Source organism: Pseudomonas sp. Marseille-Q1929 (genome assembly GCF_017316265.1).
In the GTDB taxonomy this organism is placed as follows: domain Bacteria; phylum Pseudomonadota; class Gammaproteobacteria; order Pseudomonadales; family Pseudomonadaceae; genus Aquipseudomonas.
In genome coordinates, this window is the sequence record NZ_JAFLWU010000001.1 from 568,824 (window position 1) to 584,709 (window position 15,886).

Genomic DNA, 15,886 nt, shown 5'->3' on the forward strand with positions numbered 1-15,886 from the left:
CTGCGATAGCGGTGTACCAGCCAGCAGATGAGCTGGCTGACAGACCGCTATCGCAGGCAAGCCAGCTCCCACATTTTGATCTACTTCGTCTTTAAGGTTTGTGCCCGCGCGCGAGGAACTCGTGGGACTGCATTTCCAGCAAACGGCTGAGGGTCCGCTGGAATTCGAAGTTCAAGCGACCACCGGTGTACAAATCCTTCAACTCAACTTCCGCCGAGATGATCAGCTTCACGTTGCGGTCGTAGAACTCATCGACCATGTTGATAAACCGCCGCGCGATGTCGTCGGTGGTTACGCTCATCTGCTCCACGCCGCTCAGGATCACTGCGTGGAAGATCTTGCCCAGTTCGATGTAGTCGTTCTGGCTGCGCGGGCCGTCGCACAGGGCGCGGAAGTCGAACCAGGCCACGTCATCGCACGTACGCAGCGCGATGATTTCGCGGTTCTCGATCATCAACTTGTCGTTTTCCACCGCCTGGGTGCATTCCGGCGTCAGGGCGCGGAAGCTCTTGCGCAGGCTTTCGTGCGCCGCTTCGTTGAGCGGGAAGTGGAACAGCTCCGCTTGCTCGAGGTGACGCAGGCGGTAGTCGACGCCGCTGTCGACATTGACGATCTCGGTGTTCTGCTTGATCAGCGCGATGGCTGGCAGGAAGCGCGCGCGTTGCAGGCCGTCCTTGTACAGGCCGTCCGGCACGATGTTCGACGTGGCGACCAGGGTCACGCCGTTCTTGAACAGCTCTTCCATCAGGGTGCCGAGGATCATGGCGTCGGTGATGTCGGAGACGAAGAACTCATCGAAGCAGATCACCCGCGCTTCGTCGGAGAAGCGCTTGGCGATGATGGTCAGCGGGTTTTTCTCGCCCGGCAGGGTCTTCATCTCTTCGTGCACGCGCTTCATGAAGCGGTGGAAGTGAGTGCGGACCTTTTCCTTGAACGGCAGCGCTTCGAAGAAGGTGTCCACCAGGTAAGTCTTGCCGCGGCCGACGCCGCCCCAGAAGTACAGGCCTTTGACCGGCGTGTGGTCTTTCTTGCCAAACAGCTTGCTGAACATCCCCGGCTTGCTTTGCGAGGCGGCGACGAGGTCGTCGTACAGGCGTTGCAAGTGACGCACCGCGGTTTCCTGCGCAGCGTCATGGAAGAATTCAGGGCGTTTCAGATCAGCTTGATATCGTTCTAGGGGCGTCATAATTTCGTTAGCAAGGCAACAAAAACGGGCCGTCACTGTAACGACGGCCCTGATTAATGGCAATCAACCCTTGGTCGGGTCAATCTTCGATTGGCGTCAACGCAACGCGCAGGGCGGCGATTCCAGCGTCGCGCTCGGCGGCATCTGCGTAGATTGCCGTGCTCTCGGCGACGCATTCGCCGTCGAGCCAGACATTGAAGCCATACGCTTCGCTACGAATGTCCAAAGTTTGACCCGATTGCAATTGCTTGGTCACGGCACCGGCGGCCTTGCCGTCAGCGAAGTTGCGCGACAGCAGCAGTTGCTCGCCATCGGCAGCCAGCAGGCGGAAGCGGAAGCTGCCGTCGTCTTCGCGAAAGCTCACGAAGCGTGCAGCCTTCGCGGCTTTCTTCTTGGCGGCCACCGGCGCAGCAGCCTGCTCGACGAACGAACGCAAGCCAACCGCCTCACGCAGCTCGGCGAGGAATGGCGCCGCCACGGCGCGGGCCTTCTTGGCGCCGATCAGCAGCAGGTCTTCCATGTCCGACGGGCGCGACATCAGTTGATGGTAACGCTCGCGGGCTTCGCCCAATTGACCGTCCAGCAGCTGGAACAGGCGGTTCTTCGCCTCACCCCAGCCCAGGCCTTGCAGCAGCTCGGCGCGGAATTCTTCTTCCTGGGCCTTGCTGGCAAATGCCTGGAACAAGGTGAACAGGTGGGAGTTGTCCGGGTCCTTGGCTTCGCCTGGCGCGCGGGAGTCGGTGACGATGCGCGAGATCGCGTCCTTCATGTCCTTGGCGCTGGTGAACAACGGGATGGTGTTGTCGTAGCTCTTGGACATCTTGCGACCATCCAGGCCCGGCAAGGTGGCGACGCTTTCTTCGATCAGCGCCTCGGGCATGGTGAAGAACTCTTTACCGTTGCCGAACAGGTGGTTGAAACGCTGGCCGATGTCACGGGCCATTTCCACGTGCTGGATCTGGTCGCGACCCACCGGCACCTTGTGCGCGTTGAACATCAGGATGTCCGCCGCCATCAGCACCGGGTAGCTGTACAGGCCCATGGTGATGCCCGCATCCGGGTCTTCGCCGGTTTCCACGTTCTTGTCCACCGAGGCCTTGTACGCGTGGGCGCGGTTGAGCAGGCCCTTGGCGGCAACACAGGTGAGCAGCCAGGTCAGCTCGGGGATTTCCGGGATGTCGGACTGGCGGTAGAAGGTCACCCGGTTCACATCCAGGCCACCGGCCAGCCAGGTCGCGGCGATTTCCATGCGCGAGCGCTGGATGCGCTGCGGGTCATCGCATTTGATCAGGGCGTGGTAGTCGGCCAGGAAGTAGAAGGAGTCGGCATTGGCGTCCTGGCTGGCGAGGATCGCCGGGCGGATCGCACCGGCGTAGTTGCCCAGGTGCGGCGTGCCGGTGGTGGTGATGCCGGTGAGGATACGGGTACGAGTCGTCATGGGTAATCGCTTATCAGACTGCTATCAATTCGAGAGGCGCGGCAGCACCAGATCCTTGAGATCGGTGAGCTTGCCATGAAAAAAGTGCCCGCATTCTGCCACTTTCAGCAGCTCATGGGGGCGATTCAGGGCGGCGGACCAGTCGTAGACGGTCTGCGGGTCGACCACTTCGTCGGTTTCCGGCTGGATCAGGGTCAGCGGGCAGCCCAACGGCAGCAGGTCGGTGTCACGCAGGCGCATCACCGCCGCGGCGACCATGAACAGGTGCGCGAGCTGCTCACCCTTGGCTTCCAGGCGGCCGCCGAGGCTGGCCGCCACGTAGCCGCCGAAGGAGAAACCGAGCAAGGTCATCGGCAGGTCGGGGTGTTTTTCCCGCAGCCAGGTGGCGGCCGCTTCGGCATCGTCCACTTCACCGGTGCTCATGTCGTGGGTGCCGGCACTTGCGCCGACGCCACGGTAATTGAAGCGCAATGTAATCAAACCAGCATCGCGGGCGGTGCGTTGCAAGGTCGAGACGACTTTATTGAGCATGGTGCCACCCTGCACCGGGTTGGGGTGGCAGATCAGCGCCAGGCCCCGTGGTTCGGGGTGATCCAGGTACAGCGCTTCCAATTGGCCGACCGGGCCATCGATCAAAACGGGGGTTTCACGCATGAGCAAGAGATGAACTCCGTGACCTCTCAAAGGGTCAACTCGTCTAGCTAAAAGTCTGTGCTTGGCATCATTGCGAGCTTAATCGCGGTATACAGCGCAGGTTTGAGCCGTTAACGTAAAGCAAAGCCGTTTATAGAGGAAGGACTCGTGGAACACTCGCTCTTAGTTTGGTTGTTGCCGACTCTTGCCCTGGTTGCCGGTGTCGCCATTGGATTCCTGGTTGCTCGCCTGCTGCCGAATGCCGCGCCTAACCGCACGCAGCGTCAGTTGGATGACATTCAGGAACGTTTTGACAGTTATCAGAACGAGGTTGTTACCCACTTCAACAGCACCGCGACCCTGGTCAAGAAGCTCACCCAGAGCTACCAGGAAGTACAGGATCACCTCGCCGATGGCGCCAACCGCCTGGCCCTCGACGACATCACCCGTCAGCGTCTGCTGGCCGCGCTGCATTCCGATGCACCGCAAACGCCACGTGAGCGCCTGACCCCACCCCGGGAAAACCAGGAGCCGCCACGGGACTACGCGCCAAAAACGCCGAACGCCCCAGGCATGCTGGATGAGCATTACGGTTTGAAGAAGTAAGTTTTCTTCAAGCACTAAAAAGCCCGGCTGATCGATGATCAGCCGGGCTTTTTGTTACTTGCTCATTCTCAAGCACACCAGAGATCCAATGTGGGAGCTGGCTTGCCTGCGATAGCGGTGTGTCAGCTTGCTCATCTGTCACTGATACACCGCTATCGCAGGCAAGCCAGCTCCCACACTGATTGAGTGCACCCTTAGGCGGGTTGTTGTTCCTGAAGACGCCCACCCTCGATCCGCACATGCCGCCCATGGAACCGCTTCAGGCTGCTGCGATGCCCCACGCTGACAATGCTCAACCCCGGCAACTCATCGATCAACGCCTGGTACAACGTCGCCTCATCCTCTTCGTCCATGGCCGACGTCGCTTCGTCCATGTACAGCCATTGCGGCGCGAACAACAACGCACGGGCAAAGGCCAGGCGCTGCTGCTCACCCGGCGAGAGCATGCGTTGCCAGTGGTTGGCTTCATCCAGACGGCCAACCAGATGCGGCAAGCGGCAAGTCTCCAGCACCTGTGCATAACGTTCGGCCGGGTAGGCGCTGTCGTCTTGTGGATAACTCAACACCGCCTTCAACGTACCGATCGGCAGGTAAGGCTTCTGCGGCAAAAACAAATAACGCGCCGCCGGTAAACGAATACTGCCATGCCCCGCTGGCCACAGTTGGCCCATCGCACGCAGCAGCGTACTTTTACCGCTGCCGGAACGCCCGCTAAGCATCACACGCTGGCCAGGCTCCACGGTCATATCCGCATCGGTGAGCAAGTGGCGACCATCGGCCAGGTCCATGCCCAAGCCTTGCACCACCAGGCGCTCGCCTTGCGGGCGCACATCAATCGCTGGAGGACGTTGCTCGTTGTCAGTCATGGCCTGCTGAAAACTCAGCAGACGATCACTGGTGGCACGCCACGACGCCAGGTCGGAATACGCGCTGATAAACCAGCTGAAGTTCTCCTGCACGTTGCCGAACGCCGAGTTGATTTGCATCAGCTCGCCCAGCTCGATCTTGCCGGTGAAGTAACGCGGCGCAGCGACGATAAACGGGAAGATGATCGCGATCTGGCTGTAACCGGCAGTAAAGAAGGTCAGGCGCTTGGACACTTTCATGATGTCCCAGAAGTTGTGCCATACCTTGCCGAAGCGTGTGCTCAAGCGCTGCTGCTCATTCGGCTCGCCGTTGTACAACGCGATGCTCTCGGCGTTCTCGCGCACGCGCACCATGGAGAAACGCAGGTCCGCTTCAAAGCGCTGCTGCTGGTTGCTCAGGCCGATCAAGCGACGGCCGATCAGGTGCGTCAGCCAACTGCCCACGGCGGCATACAGCAGCGCGCACCAGAACATATAGCCGGGAATGGTGATGCCAAACACTTCGATACTGCCCGACACACCCCACAGGATGATCGAGAACGACACCAGGCTGACCACATTGCGCAGCAAGCCAAGGCCAAGGCTCAAGGTGTTGGCGGTAAAGTTGTTGAGGTCTTCGGAAATCCGCTGGTCCGGGTTATCGGTGTAACCGCCCTGCTCCAGCTGGTAGTAGTTCTTGTCGGCGAGCCAACGGGCGAAGTGCTTTTCGGTGAGCCAGGCACGCCAGCGGATGGTCAGCATCTGGGTCAAGTACAGGCGGTACACCGCGCCGAGGATCGCCACCGCAGCGATCCCGCCGAAGTAGCCGATCAACTGCCAGAAAGCGGCGGTATCCTTGTGTTCCAGGGCGTTGTAGAAGTCCTTGTACCAGTGGTTGATCCACACCGAGATCGCCACGCTGAACAGCGACAGGCCAATCACCGCCGCCAGCAACAACCACGCCTTGCCCTTCTCTTCACTGCGCCAATACGGTGTGATCATCGCCCAGGTTCGGCGGAAGAATTGCCCACGCACCGCGTCGTTGACCGCGGAGTACTCAGCGTTCTGATTCATCGTTCAGGCTCGGTAGGGAAGAGATCACAGGCGTTTGAACCGATCATAGACGATCGGTTCAGGGCGCCGTGCAGCCTGAAGCAGGTTGTTCAGACTTCGTTCAGCGGCGTACCGGACGCTTTTGCAGTTTGCGCTGCAAGGTGCGGCGGTGCATGCCCAGGGCGCGGGCAGTCGCGGAGATGTTGCCTTCGTGCTCGGTGAGCACGCGCTGGATGTGTTCCCACTGCAGGCGGTCCACCGACATCGGGTTTTCCGGCACCAGGGTATCGAGGTCGGCGTGCTCGGAAAGCAAGGCGGCCAGCACGTCGTCGGCATCCGCCGGTTTGCACAGGTAGTTGCAGGCGCCGCGCTTGATCGCCTCGACGGCGGTGGCAATGCTGGAGTAACCGGTGAGGATCACCACACGCATTTCCGGGTCAAGTTCCAGCAGCTTGGGCAACAGCACCAGGCCGGAGTCGCCGTCCATTTTCAGGTCGAGCGCGGCGTAGTCCGGCAGGTCGGCCTGGGCGATGGTCAGGCCTTCTTCGGCGGAACCGGCGGTGCTCACGCGGAAACCGCGACGGCTCATGGCGCGTGCCATCACGCGGGTAAAGGTCGCGTCGTCATCTACCAGCAACAGGTGCGGCAGTTCTTCGCCTTCGACTTGGATCTCGTCACTCATCGATATCTCCTCGTGCGACACGGGGCAGGCGCAGCTCGGTGAGCGTGCCACCTTCCTCATGACTATAGAGCTTCACTGAGCCGCCCGCGCGGGTCACGCTGGCCTTGCTCAAAAACAGGCCGAGGCCGAAGCCTTTGCCCTTGGTGGTAAAGAACGGCTTGCCGATCTGCTCGGCAATGGCCAGCGGCACACCCGCGCCGTGGTCGCGAATGCTGATGGTCACGTCTTCCGCATCCCAGTCCAACTGCACACCCAGGCCTTCAGGGCAGGCGTCGGCGGCGTTGTTCAGCAGGTTGAGCAAGGCCTGGGTCAGGTCGGGCGGCGGCGCCATGCGCGGGACGGTGCCTTGCCCGAGCAGGTGGAAGCGGTAGCTGGCCTCAGGGCGCATCAGGTGCCAGCGGTTCAGGGCTTCGTCGAGCCACTGGGTCACGTCCTGCATCTCCACCGCCAGGCGGCGATTGGCTTCGGCGGCGCGCACCAATTGCTGCAAGGTCTGTTTGCACTGCTTGACCTGTTCCTGCAACACACTGAGGTCTTCCTGCAGGGCCGGGTCGTGGTGGTCCTGGATAATTTCCTTGAGCAGTACGCTCATGGTCGCCAGCGGCGTGCCCAACTCATGGGCGGCGCCGGCGGCCTGGGTGGCGACGGCCAATAGTTGCTGGTCGCGCAGGCCTTCTTCACGACGGATGGCGCGCAGCTCTTCCTGGCGGCGCAGCTCTTCAGCCATGCGCGCGGCGAAAAAAGTGATGACGGCGGCAGACAGGGCGAAACTCAGCCACATCCCGTAGATCTGCAGGTTTTCCCGGGCGATGGGGAAGGTTTGCAGCGGATAGAAGCGCGCCAGCAGCAGGGTGTACAGCGTCAGCGCGATGCCCGACAGCACCACCGAGTAGCGCCACGGCAAGGTCACCGCGGCAATGGTCAGCGGTACCAGGTAATACGAGACGAACGGGTTGGTGGAACCACCGGAGAAATACAGCAACACACTGTGGATAAACAGGTCGCAGGCCAGTTGCAGCGCATATTCCAACTCGGTCACCGGCCAGGTGGTACGCAAGCGGATCGCGGTAAACACACACAGCACGGTGGAGAAACCCAGGGTCACGCCCAATTGCAGCCACGGCAGCGGCAGCAGCTCAAACCAATAGGCGAGCCCGACGGAGCCGGCCTGTGCGGCCAGGACCAGGGTACGAATGAACGTCAGGCGCCAGAGGTTCTGGCGGGTGGCGGAAGTCAGTTTTACGGCGGCGAGCATGAGCTCTCCCGTTGAGCGCTGCAGGCGGATCGGCAGGAGTATAAACGAAGCCGACCGGCTGGCACGGCGTGTGTGGCTCTTTGCCGCAGGTGTGGCAAATGACCGTTCGTCGGCAACGGCACAACTTGTAGGTAATGTGTAAACCCGAAGAACCCGATGCCACCGTCTACAGTCATACCGAACACGAATACCTCAAGGAGTTCTCATGTCTCGTTTCACTCGCAGTGCAGCCGTAATCACCCTCGGTGTCGCCACCCTTGCCAGCCTCCCTGCCCTGGCCGCCGAAGGGCTGAACTACAACCAGATTTCCCTGCGCGCCGAGGCCAGCCAGGAGGTTGCCCGCGACAAGATGATCGTGACCCTCTACACCGAGTCCCAGAACAGCGACCCGGCCAAGCTCGCCGCCGAAATCACCACAGCCGTGAACAAAGCATTGGGCCAGGCCCGCGAAGTCAAGGGCGTGACCTTGCGCCAAGGCAGCCGCAACAGCTACCCGATCTACGACAACAAGAACCAGAAGATCACCGGCTGGCGTGAACGCGCCGAACTGCGCCTGGAAAGCGCAGACTTCCCGGCGCTGTCCAAGCTCACCGGCGAATTGCTCAATACCCTGAAAATGGACAGCATGGACTTCGCCATCGCCGACGCCACGCGTAAGGCCAGTGAAGATGCGTTGCTCAAGGACGCCGTGGCCGCGTTCAAGGCTCGCGCGCAATTGGCGACCGATGCGCTGGGCGGCAAGGGCTACAAGATCGTCAACCTGAACTTCAACACCAATGGTTATCCACAGCCATACGCCCGTGGTGGAATGATGATGAAAGCGGCCGCGATGGATTCAGCGCCAACGCCGGAAGTGGAAGCCGGCACCAGCCAGGTCACCATGAGCGCCGATGGGGTGATTGAAGTTTTGCAATAAGTTTTTCCGAGCGTTAAAACGGCGCGGCCCCAGGGCTCGCGCCTTTTTTTTCACGCACCACCCAAGGCGTCATGCCTTGCAGCACATTGCATCGGAATCGAAAACTCGGCTCTTACGACACAGAGATCAACCCGGCCTACAGGGAGTGCTTCGCCGGAATGTGCCAATCTAAGAGACCTGCACAATGATCCGTTCACTGAGCAACGACCATCACTCCACAACGCCTCCTTTGGGTGGCCAACTCCCTTTCAACCCCGTCATGTCCAACACGCCAAAGGCGCTCGAGAGCCAGGCGTCGACTGAACCCTCTGCGACGTCCCCCGGCGATAAAAAACTGGTTGAGGCCTACATTGCGGCGGTGCAGAAAAAAATACTGCACAACGACCCAGGCCTGATCAAAGTCCCTCCCGACAGCCAACTGGGCCAATGGCTTGAACTGTATCGCGAGCACTTAGAAAACCCAGTCGTGAAGAACTGGATGCGCGACCACGGGATTCAGATGGACGCTGCGTCGATCAACCCGTCCACGGGCGTGCTGACATACGGCGAAGGCGATAAGCAGAAGACCTTCACGCTCACCGACAACTCGGGCTGGGGTCAAATAGCAGGGCCTATTCTGGACACGGCCAAGGTCATCTCTCCCGTTCCTGGTAAACGCCTGCGGGTAAACATGAATGGTGATGAAGTCGTCGTGCGGCCAAAACTAGTCACTGACTTTTACGGTGAAACACTGCCCACCTCCAAATCCGAGGCCCGCGCACAAGTGAGGCGACTGGAGCACAATGACCACGCGTTCCGCCCCATTCCTGCCGACGATTCACTGCGCCCAGCCAACAGCCGCTCGGCAGACGCGCTGCAAACGCAGAAGCTGAATGCCGCGAAGTTTTTTCTCACGGCCCCGCAGGCACTGGCGTACAAACATTTGGCGGTCGATGTCGCCAACAACCTGCCCAACACCCGGGCAGAAGCCAAGAAGTGGGCGGACGCGGTTCTGTTCAAATTGACCGGCAAGCACATTGATTCCGACACAGTCTACTTAAACCGTTTCAACGGCGGTGGGCACACCCCCGACCCCGAAAACGCGACTATCACTGGCTGGGAATACACCACCTGGGAGCCAGTTTCCTCCCTGCGGCTACCGGATGCGTTGCTGAAAAACTTTTCGGAAGATGACGGAGTTCCAGGCAACCTCGACTGGGCATCCGGTTTGTACACAGACGGCTTTGGGCAAAGCAAAAAAAAGGGCTGGGGCGCCCACAACCAAGTCCCAATCCTTCCCTCCCAAGTCATGCACGAAAGCTGGAAGACCGATTTTCAAGGTGAAATGACCAAAAAAATCGACACGTTCTGGAACAGTCACAACGATGACTACCGGACCGCAATCAAGGGCGAGTTCACCTATCAGGCCCGTAAACAACTCAAGACCGCTGAAGCCAGGCTGACCGCCGAGCGTGCGCTGCAAGCCCCCGAGCACCGCTTCACCCGAGAGGATTACCGCTTGGTGATGGGCGCAGTGTCCAACCTGCCACTCGACCCAAATGCACCGCTTAGCGTCGAACAACTCAAGGCACAGGCCCCGGCGAAAGACCACGTGCAGGCACATGCACTGAATATCGCAGGCTTTGCATCCAACGACATTCTGCGTTTCAGTGCGGCCGACGGTGGTCGCCAGGTGCTCTACATTCCTGGTGCTGAGCCGGCGTTTCTGAGGTTTGATTCCCTTGAAAAATTGAATCAATGGGTCATCGACCAAACCAAGGACGATAAAAAGCGTGCGGCCCTCGCTTCCCACTTCCCTTTGATCGCACGCCAGGATCATGAGCCCGGCACCCTGGCAAGCATTGCCAAGATCGTCGTACCGTTGTTGTGGTTTACCAACGTAGGTTCCCGTAAAGAAGGCTTGGATACGGTCTTTCAGAAACTGGCCTCGGGCAAACTCCACCCTGCCATCCATGAAAATCAGTCACCCATTGCGGGAGATGTGTTTTCCGCCATGGCCGCCGCCAGCAAGGACCGCATGACGAGTGACGCCGACGTGGTCATCAAGTCCAACAGCGAAGTCACCCGGGACACCTGGCTCAACGACGTTACTGTAGCGGCCGGCCTGCTGGCCAAGCTTGCGCCTATCGCTGCGCCGGTGGCGGCGGCCGCCGTAGTGACAGGATTGACCGAACTGGCATTGGGGGCCGAAAAACAAGCGTCCGGCGATACGGTGGCTGAACGCCGGGACGGCTCATCGAAGGCATTCGATGGCTTGCTGAACACATTGTTTTCGGTCGGGGCCAGTGCGGTTCCCGAAGACCCGTTTGCACTTCCCCCCGAGAGAGAACTGCCGCCTGTGAAGCCGCAGCCCCAACCGGAAGTCACGGTCAGTAAAGAACCCCAGCCAGGCCCCTCGCATGGTATAGCTCCTGAAACCAAACCAGCACCTACGCCCTTGCCGAGATCTCCGTCGCTCCTCCCCATGGCGCAATACGCCGTCGCCGACGGGGAGCAACTGATAAAGAACGCTACCCGAGATGCGTCCGGGGTTTACCGAATGACAGACAGCACGGGGGCTTTTCGACAGTTTGTGCGCATGACTGATGAGACGGGCACGAGCAAGGTATTTGAAATTTCCGGCAGCTATCGGTCTGGCGCGGCAGCGGCCAAAATCATTGATCCAACCACGAGGACCGGGCTGACGGTGGTGACACCTGGGCGTGATGGAGAGTGGGCGCGCGCGCCGGGCGATGGCGGCGCATGGTGGAGTCGTAAAGCGTCTACCAGCCCAAGCCCTGAGCCTAAGTTATCGCCAAAACTATCAGATGAGTTTCTTGATATCAACGGCGAGAAAATGAAGGGTTCCGAAACGCTGGACAAGTACTTAAAGGTTGATGGCAACGAGTATAAATACGGTATTACCTTGAACAATGAAGGTGAAACCATACCGCAACTTTCCTGGACGGCTGAAGAGGACCCGCTTAAGGCTACGCTGCCACCTTCCGATTTCATCTCCACTTTTGGCACAAACGACTACACTCATCAATTCCTCACAGATCTACACCGTAGTAAATTCACAGTAGAAGCACCCGGCGGCACGCTGAAAATTGACATTGACCAACAAATAAAAGCGTTAAAGCAGCAGAAAGGCCGTGTACTGACGAATGATGAACTCGATGACGTCAAGCGGGAAAACATCCGTGCTATGGAAGAAATGATTCCTGATCCGGAGCTAAGAAGGCGGATTTCTCAACTCGCCAACCAATGGGCACTCGGCGCTGCGTCGGACGAATTTAGTGCATCGAGATTTGAAGGCACTGTCTTTGGTAGCGGGCGTGACCCACACTACCATATCAAATATGACCCTGCTAACAATGTAACTACGGTCACGGCCAAGTCCGATTATATATTGACAAAACTAGACAATAGCAATGGTGAACTGGAAGAACTTAATGACATAGAGGTAACGTCATCAAGAACACTGACCCTTCGCGAAAGCAATGAACTGGACAGTGACGGTTATGCTCTGGATCCATCCTCGCCTATACGCATGGAAGTTAGGCCTAAGCTGAGCTGATCTATCTCCTCCCCTAGAACGGCGGTAACCTCGGTACCGCCGTTTTCATTTGCGCAGTCTCTGACTGCCACCTCTGGGGTCTCCATGGAAAGAATCACCTTCAAGCCGCTCCTCCTCGCTGCCAGCCTGCTGGCCTGCATGCCAATGGCCCAAGCGGCCAGCACCCTGGTCTACTGCTCCGAAGCCAGCCCCGCCGGTTTCGACCCTAGCCAGTACACCAGCGGCACCGATTTCGACGCCTCGGCCGAAACCGTATTCAACCGCCTGACCCAGTTCAAACGCGGCGGCACCGAAGTGGAACCCGGCCTGGCCACAAGCTGGGACGTGTCCAAGGATGGCCTGACGTATACCTTCCACCTGCGCGATGGCGTCAAGTTCCACACCACCGATTTTTTCACCCCGACCCGCGACTTCAACGCGGATGACGTGCTGTTCACCTTCAACCGCCTACTGGATGCCGACAGCCCGTTCCGCAAGGCCTACCCTTCCGAGTCGCCGTACTTTACCGACATGGGCTTGAACACCACGATCAAGGGCGTTGAAAAGCTCGATGATCACACTGTGCGCTTCAACCTCAATAATGTGGATGCGTCGTTCGTGCAGAACCTGGCCATGAGCTTCGCCTCGGTGCAGTCTGCCGAATACGCCGCGCAACTGCTCAAGCAGGGCAAGGCCAAAGAGATCAACCAGAAACCGGTCGGCACCGGGCCGTTCGTGTTCAAGCGCTACCAGAAGGATTCGCAGATTCGCTACGTGGCCAATAAACAGTATTGGAAACCCGAGGACGTGAAACTCGACAACCTGGTGTTCGCCATTACCCCGGACGCCGCGTCGCGCCTGCAAAAACTCAAGGCGGGCGAATGCCAGGTCAGCGGTTACCCGCGCCCGTCCGATATCGAGGTGATGAAGCAGGACCCCAACCTGCGGGTGCTGCAACAGGCCGGTTTCAACCTGGGCTTTTTGGCCTACAACGTGACCCATCCGCCCCTGGATCAGCTCAAGGTGCGCCAGGCCCTGGACATGGCCATCGACAAGCCCGCGATCATCAAGGCGGTGTACCAGAGTGCCGGGCAATTGGCGCAGAACGCCTTGCCGCCAGCGCAGTGGTCTTATGACCCGACGATCAAAGACGCACCCTACGACCCCACCAAGGCCAAGGCGCTACTAAAAGAAGCAGGCGTCGCCCCTGGCACCACCATCAACCTGTGGGCCATGACGGTCCAGCGTGCGTCCAATCCCAATGCGCGAATGTCGGCACAAATGATCCAACAGGATTGGGAAAAAGTCGGCATCAAGGCCAACATCGTCAGCTATGAGTGGGGCGAATACATCAAGCGCGCCAAAAATGGCGAGCACGACGCAATGATTTACGGTTGGACCGGCGACAACGGCGACCCGGATAACTGGCTCGGCGTGCTCTACAGTTGTGCTGCGGTGAAGGGCAGCAACTACGCCAAATGGTGTAACCCTGACTACGACAAACTGGTGCAGCAGGCCAAGGTCAGCAGCGACCGTGAACAACGCATCAAGTGGTATCAGCAGGCACAAAAAATCCTTAAGGAACAAGTACCTATAACGCCTATTGCGAACTCGACGGTTTTCCAGCCCCTGCGTAAAGAAGTGCACGACTTCAAGATCAGCCCGTTTGGCCTCACGCCCTTCTATGGCGTCAGTCTAGATAAGTAACAGCAGCGCCCCAACCGAGTGCGCTAGACGCCTCGGTTGGTCTCTTTTGGTGCGCCCGACGCACCGAAAAAACCCTCGAAATGTACTCAATTATGTAGAAACTTTCATAATTGCGACATTCCTGTACGTTCGTACCACTGTTTCAACCTCCTAACGGTTCTGCATCTTGCAATGGGTATGGCCCCTGCATAAGTATCCGCAGGCCGGCTCACGAGGTCGCCCTCACCACCAAAAATGACAACAAATCATGAGGCCAACATGCTTAAACACGCAGTCATTCCGTTAATTGTTAGCGCTGGCCTTATGGCCGCAGCTCCTTTCGCCCAAGCGGCGACTAACCTGGTGTTCTGCTCCGAAGGGAGCCCGGCCGGTTTCGACCCAGGCCAGTACACCACCGGAACAGACTTCGATGCCTCGGCCGAAACCATGTTCAACCGTCTGACCCAGTTCGAGCGCGGCGGCACCGCTGTGATTCCTGGGCTGGCCACCAGCTGGGACGTATCCGCGGATGGCCTGACGTACACCTTCAAACTGCGCGACGGCGTCAAGTTCCACACCACCCCGTACTTCAAGCCGACCCGTACCTTCAATGCCGATGACGTGCTGTTCACGTTCAATCGCATGATCAACAAGGACGATCCGTTCCGCAAAGCCTACCCCACCGAGTTCCCGTACTTCACGGACATGGGGATGGACACCAACATCAAGAACATCGAAAAAGTCGATGACCACACCGTCAAGTTCACCCTTGGCACCGTGGACGCGGCTTTCATCCAGAACCTGGCCATGAGCTTCGCCTCGATCCAGTCGGCCGAATACGCCGCCCAGCTGTTGAAAGAAGGCAAGGCCCAGGACATCAACCAGAAGCCAGTCGGCACTGGTCCGTTCGTGTTCAAGAGCTACCAGAAAGACTCGAACATTCGCTACACCGGCAACAAGGACTACTGGAAACCTGAGGACGTGAAGATCGACAACCTGATCTTCGCCATCACCACCGACCCGTCGGTGCGTATCCAGAAGCTGAAGAAAAACGAATGCCAGGTGACCCTGTTCCCACGTCCGGCCGACCTCAAGGCGCTGGGCGAAGACAAAGACCTGAAATTGCCGCACCAGGCCGGTTTCAACCTGGGCTACGTTGCCTACAACGTGATGGACAAGGTCAAGGGCAGCGACCAGCCAAACCCACTGGCGGACCTGCGCGTACGCCAGGCGATGGACATGTCGGTCAACAAGCAGCAGATCATCGACTCCGTCTACCAAGGCGCCGGCCAACTGGCCGTCAACGCCATGCCGCCGACCCAGTGGTCCTACGACACCACCATCAAGGACGCCAAGTACGACCCTGAAAAAGCCAAGGCGTTGCTCAAGGAAGCCGGCGTCAAGGAAGGTACCGAGATCGTGCTGTGGGCCATGCCGGTTCAGCGTCCGTACAACCCGAACGCCAAGCTGATGGCAGAGATGCTGCAGAACGATTGGTCCAAGATCGGCCTGAAAGTCAAGATCACCAGCTATGAGTGGGGCGAGTACATCAAGCGTTCCAAAGGCGGCGAGAACCAGGCCATGATCATTGGCTGGAGCGGCGACAATGGTGACCCGGACAACTGGCTGAACGTGCTGTTCGGCTGCGATTCGCTGGCCGGTAACAACTTCTCCAAATGGTGTGACAAGAAATTCGACGACACCGTGAAAGAAGCCAAGGCTACTTCGGATGTCGCCAAACGCACCGAGCTGTACAAGCAGGCGCAACATATCCTCAAAGATGCTGTCCCGATGACACCTATCGCGCACTCGACGGTGTATCAACCCATGCGCAACACCGTGCAGGACTTCAAGATCAGCCCGTTTGGCTTGAACTCCTTCTACGGCGTGAGCGTAAGCGGCAAATAAGAGGCATTGGCGGCGACGTTTCATAACGTCGCCGTTATTGCATCTGCCCAAGACGTAGGAAACAGACTACAGCCGAACACGTTGCCGTCCTACAGCAACAAACTTCGACCTGCGTCTCCGTTACCTACGACGACATTCAG

General features: G+C 58.9%; 11 protein-coding genes. 5 read left to right on the forward strand and 6 right to left on the reverse strand.

The genetic code is table 11. From position 1 onward, the window contains the following. Positions 1-91: 91 nt before the first annotated feature. The 3 genes from zapE to J1G37_RS02630 form a co-directional block, all read right to left on the reverse strand. Positions 92-1,186, reverse strand: coding sequence for a cell division protein ZapE (zapE, locus tag J1G37_RS02620; RefSeq protein ID WP_207040079.1), 1,095 nt, complete (start codon positions 1,184-1,186; stop codon positions 92-94). Between the two features lie 79 nt (positions 1,187-1,265). Beyond that, positions 1,266-2,624, reverse strand: a complete 1,359-nt coding sequence (locus J1G37_RS02625; RefSeq protein ID WP_207040080.1) for a tryptophan--tRNA ligase — start codon at positions 2,622-2,624, stop codon at positions 1,266-1,268. Between the two features lie 24 nt (positions 2,625-2,648). Beyond that, a complete protein-coding gene (locus tag J1G37_RS02630; protein ID WP_207040081.1) occupies positions 2,649-3,278 on the reverse strand; it encodes an alpha/beta fold hydrolase in 630 nt (209 codons plus the stop codon). 147 nt (positions 3,279-3,425) lie between these two features. On the opposite strand from J1G37_RS02630, the gene J1G37_RS02635 reads away from it, so the two are divergent. Continuing rightward, positions 3,426-3,863 (forward strand): DUF1043 family protein, encoded by a 438-nt coding sequence (locus tag J1G37_RS02635; RefSeq protein ID WP_003171734.1) that lies wholly within the window; start codon positions 3,426-3,428, stop codon positions 3,861-3,863. A gap of 194 nt (positions 3,864-4,057) precedes the next feature. On the opposite strand, the gene J1G37_RS02640 is transcribed toward J1G37_RS02635, so the two are convergent. The 3 genes from J1G37_RS02640 to J1G37_RS02650 form a co-directional block, all read right to left on the reverse strand. Beyond that, on the reverse strand, positions 4,058-5,782 hold the full coding sequence (locus tag J1G37_RS02640; RefSeq protein ID WP_207040082.1) for an ABC transporter ATP-binding protein/permease: 1,725 nt from the start codon (positions 5,780-5,782) through the stop codon (positions 4,058-4,060). A 100-nt stretch (positions 5,783-5,882) separates the two neighbouring features. Further along, a complete protein-coding gene (locus tag J1G37_RS02645) occupies positions 5,883-6,443 on the reverse strand; it encodes a response regulator transcription factor (RefSeq protein WP_003171731.1) in 561 nt (186 codons plus the stop codon). Beyond that, positions 6,436-7,698, reverse strand: coding sequence for an ATP-binding protein (locus tag J1G37_RS02650; protein WP_207040083.1), 1,263 nt, complete (start codon positions 7,696-7,698; stop codon positions 6,436-6,438). Before J1G37_RS02650 ends, J1G37_RS02645 begins: the two co-directional genes overlap by 8 nt. 205 nt (positions 7,699-7,903) lie before the next feature. Here J1G37_RS02650 and J1G37_RS02655 point away from each other — a divergent pair, with 205 nt between their 5' ends. The 4 genes from J1G37_RS02655 (at position 7,904) to J1G37_RS02670 (ending at position 15,746) form a co-directional block, all read left to right on the forward strand. After that, positions 7,904-8,614, forward strand: coding sequence for an SIMPL domain-containing protein (locus tag J1G37_RS02655; RefSeq protein WP_207040084.1), 711 nt, complete (start codon positions 7,904-7,906; stop codon positions 8,612-8,614). A 184-nt stretch (positions 8,615-8,798) separates the two neighbouring features. Next, entirely contained in the window at positions 8,799-12,173 is a 3,375-nt protein-coding gene (locus J1G37_RS02660; protein WP_207040085.1) for a DUF6543 domain-containing protein, read from the forward strand. A gap of 84 nt (positions 12,174-12,257) precedes the next feature. Next, positions 12,258-13,859: an ABC transporter substrate-binding protein gene (locus J1G37_RS02665; RefSeq protein ID WP_207040086.1), complete on the forward strand. Its 1,602-nt coding sequence runs from the start codon at positions 12,258-12,260 to the stop codon at positions 13,857-13,859. A 258-nt stretch (positions 13,860-14,117) separates the two neighbouring features. Then, positions 14,118-15,746, forward strand: a complete 1,629-nt coding sequence (locus J1G37_RS02670; protein ID WP_207040087.1) for an ABC transporter substrate-binding protein — start codon at positions 14,118-14,120, stop codon at positions 15,744-15,746. Positions 15,747-15,886: the final 140 nt, after the last annotated feature.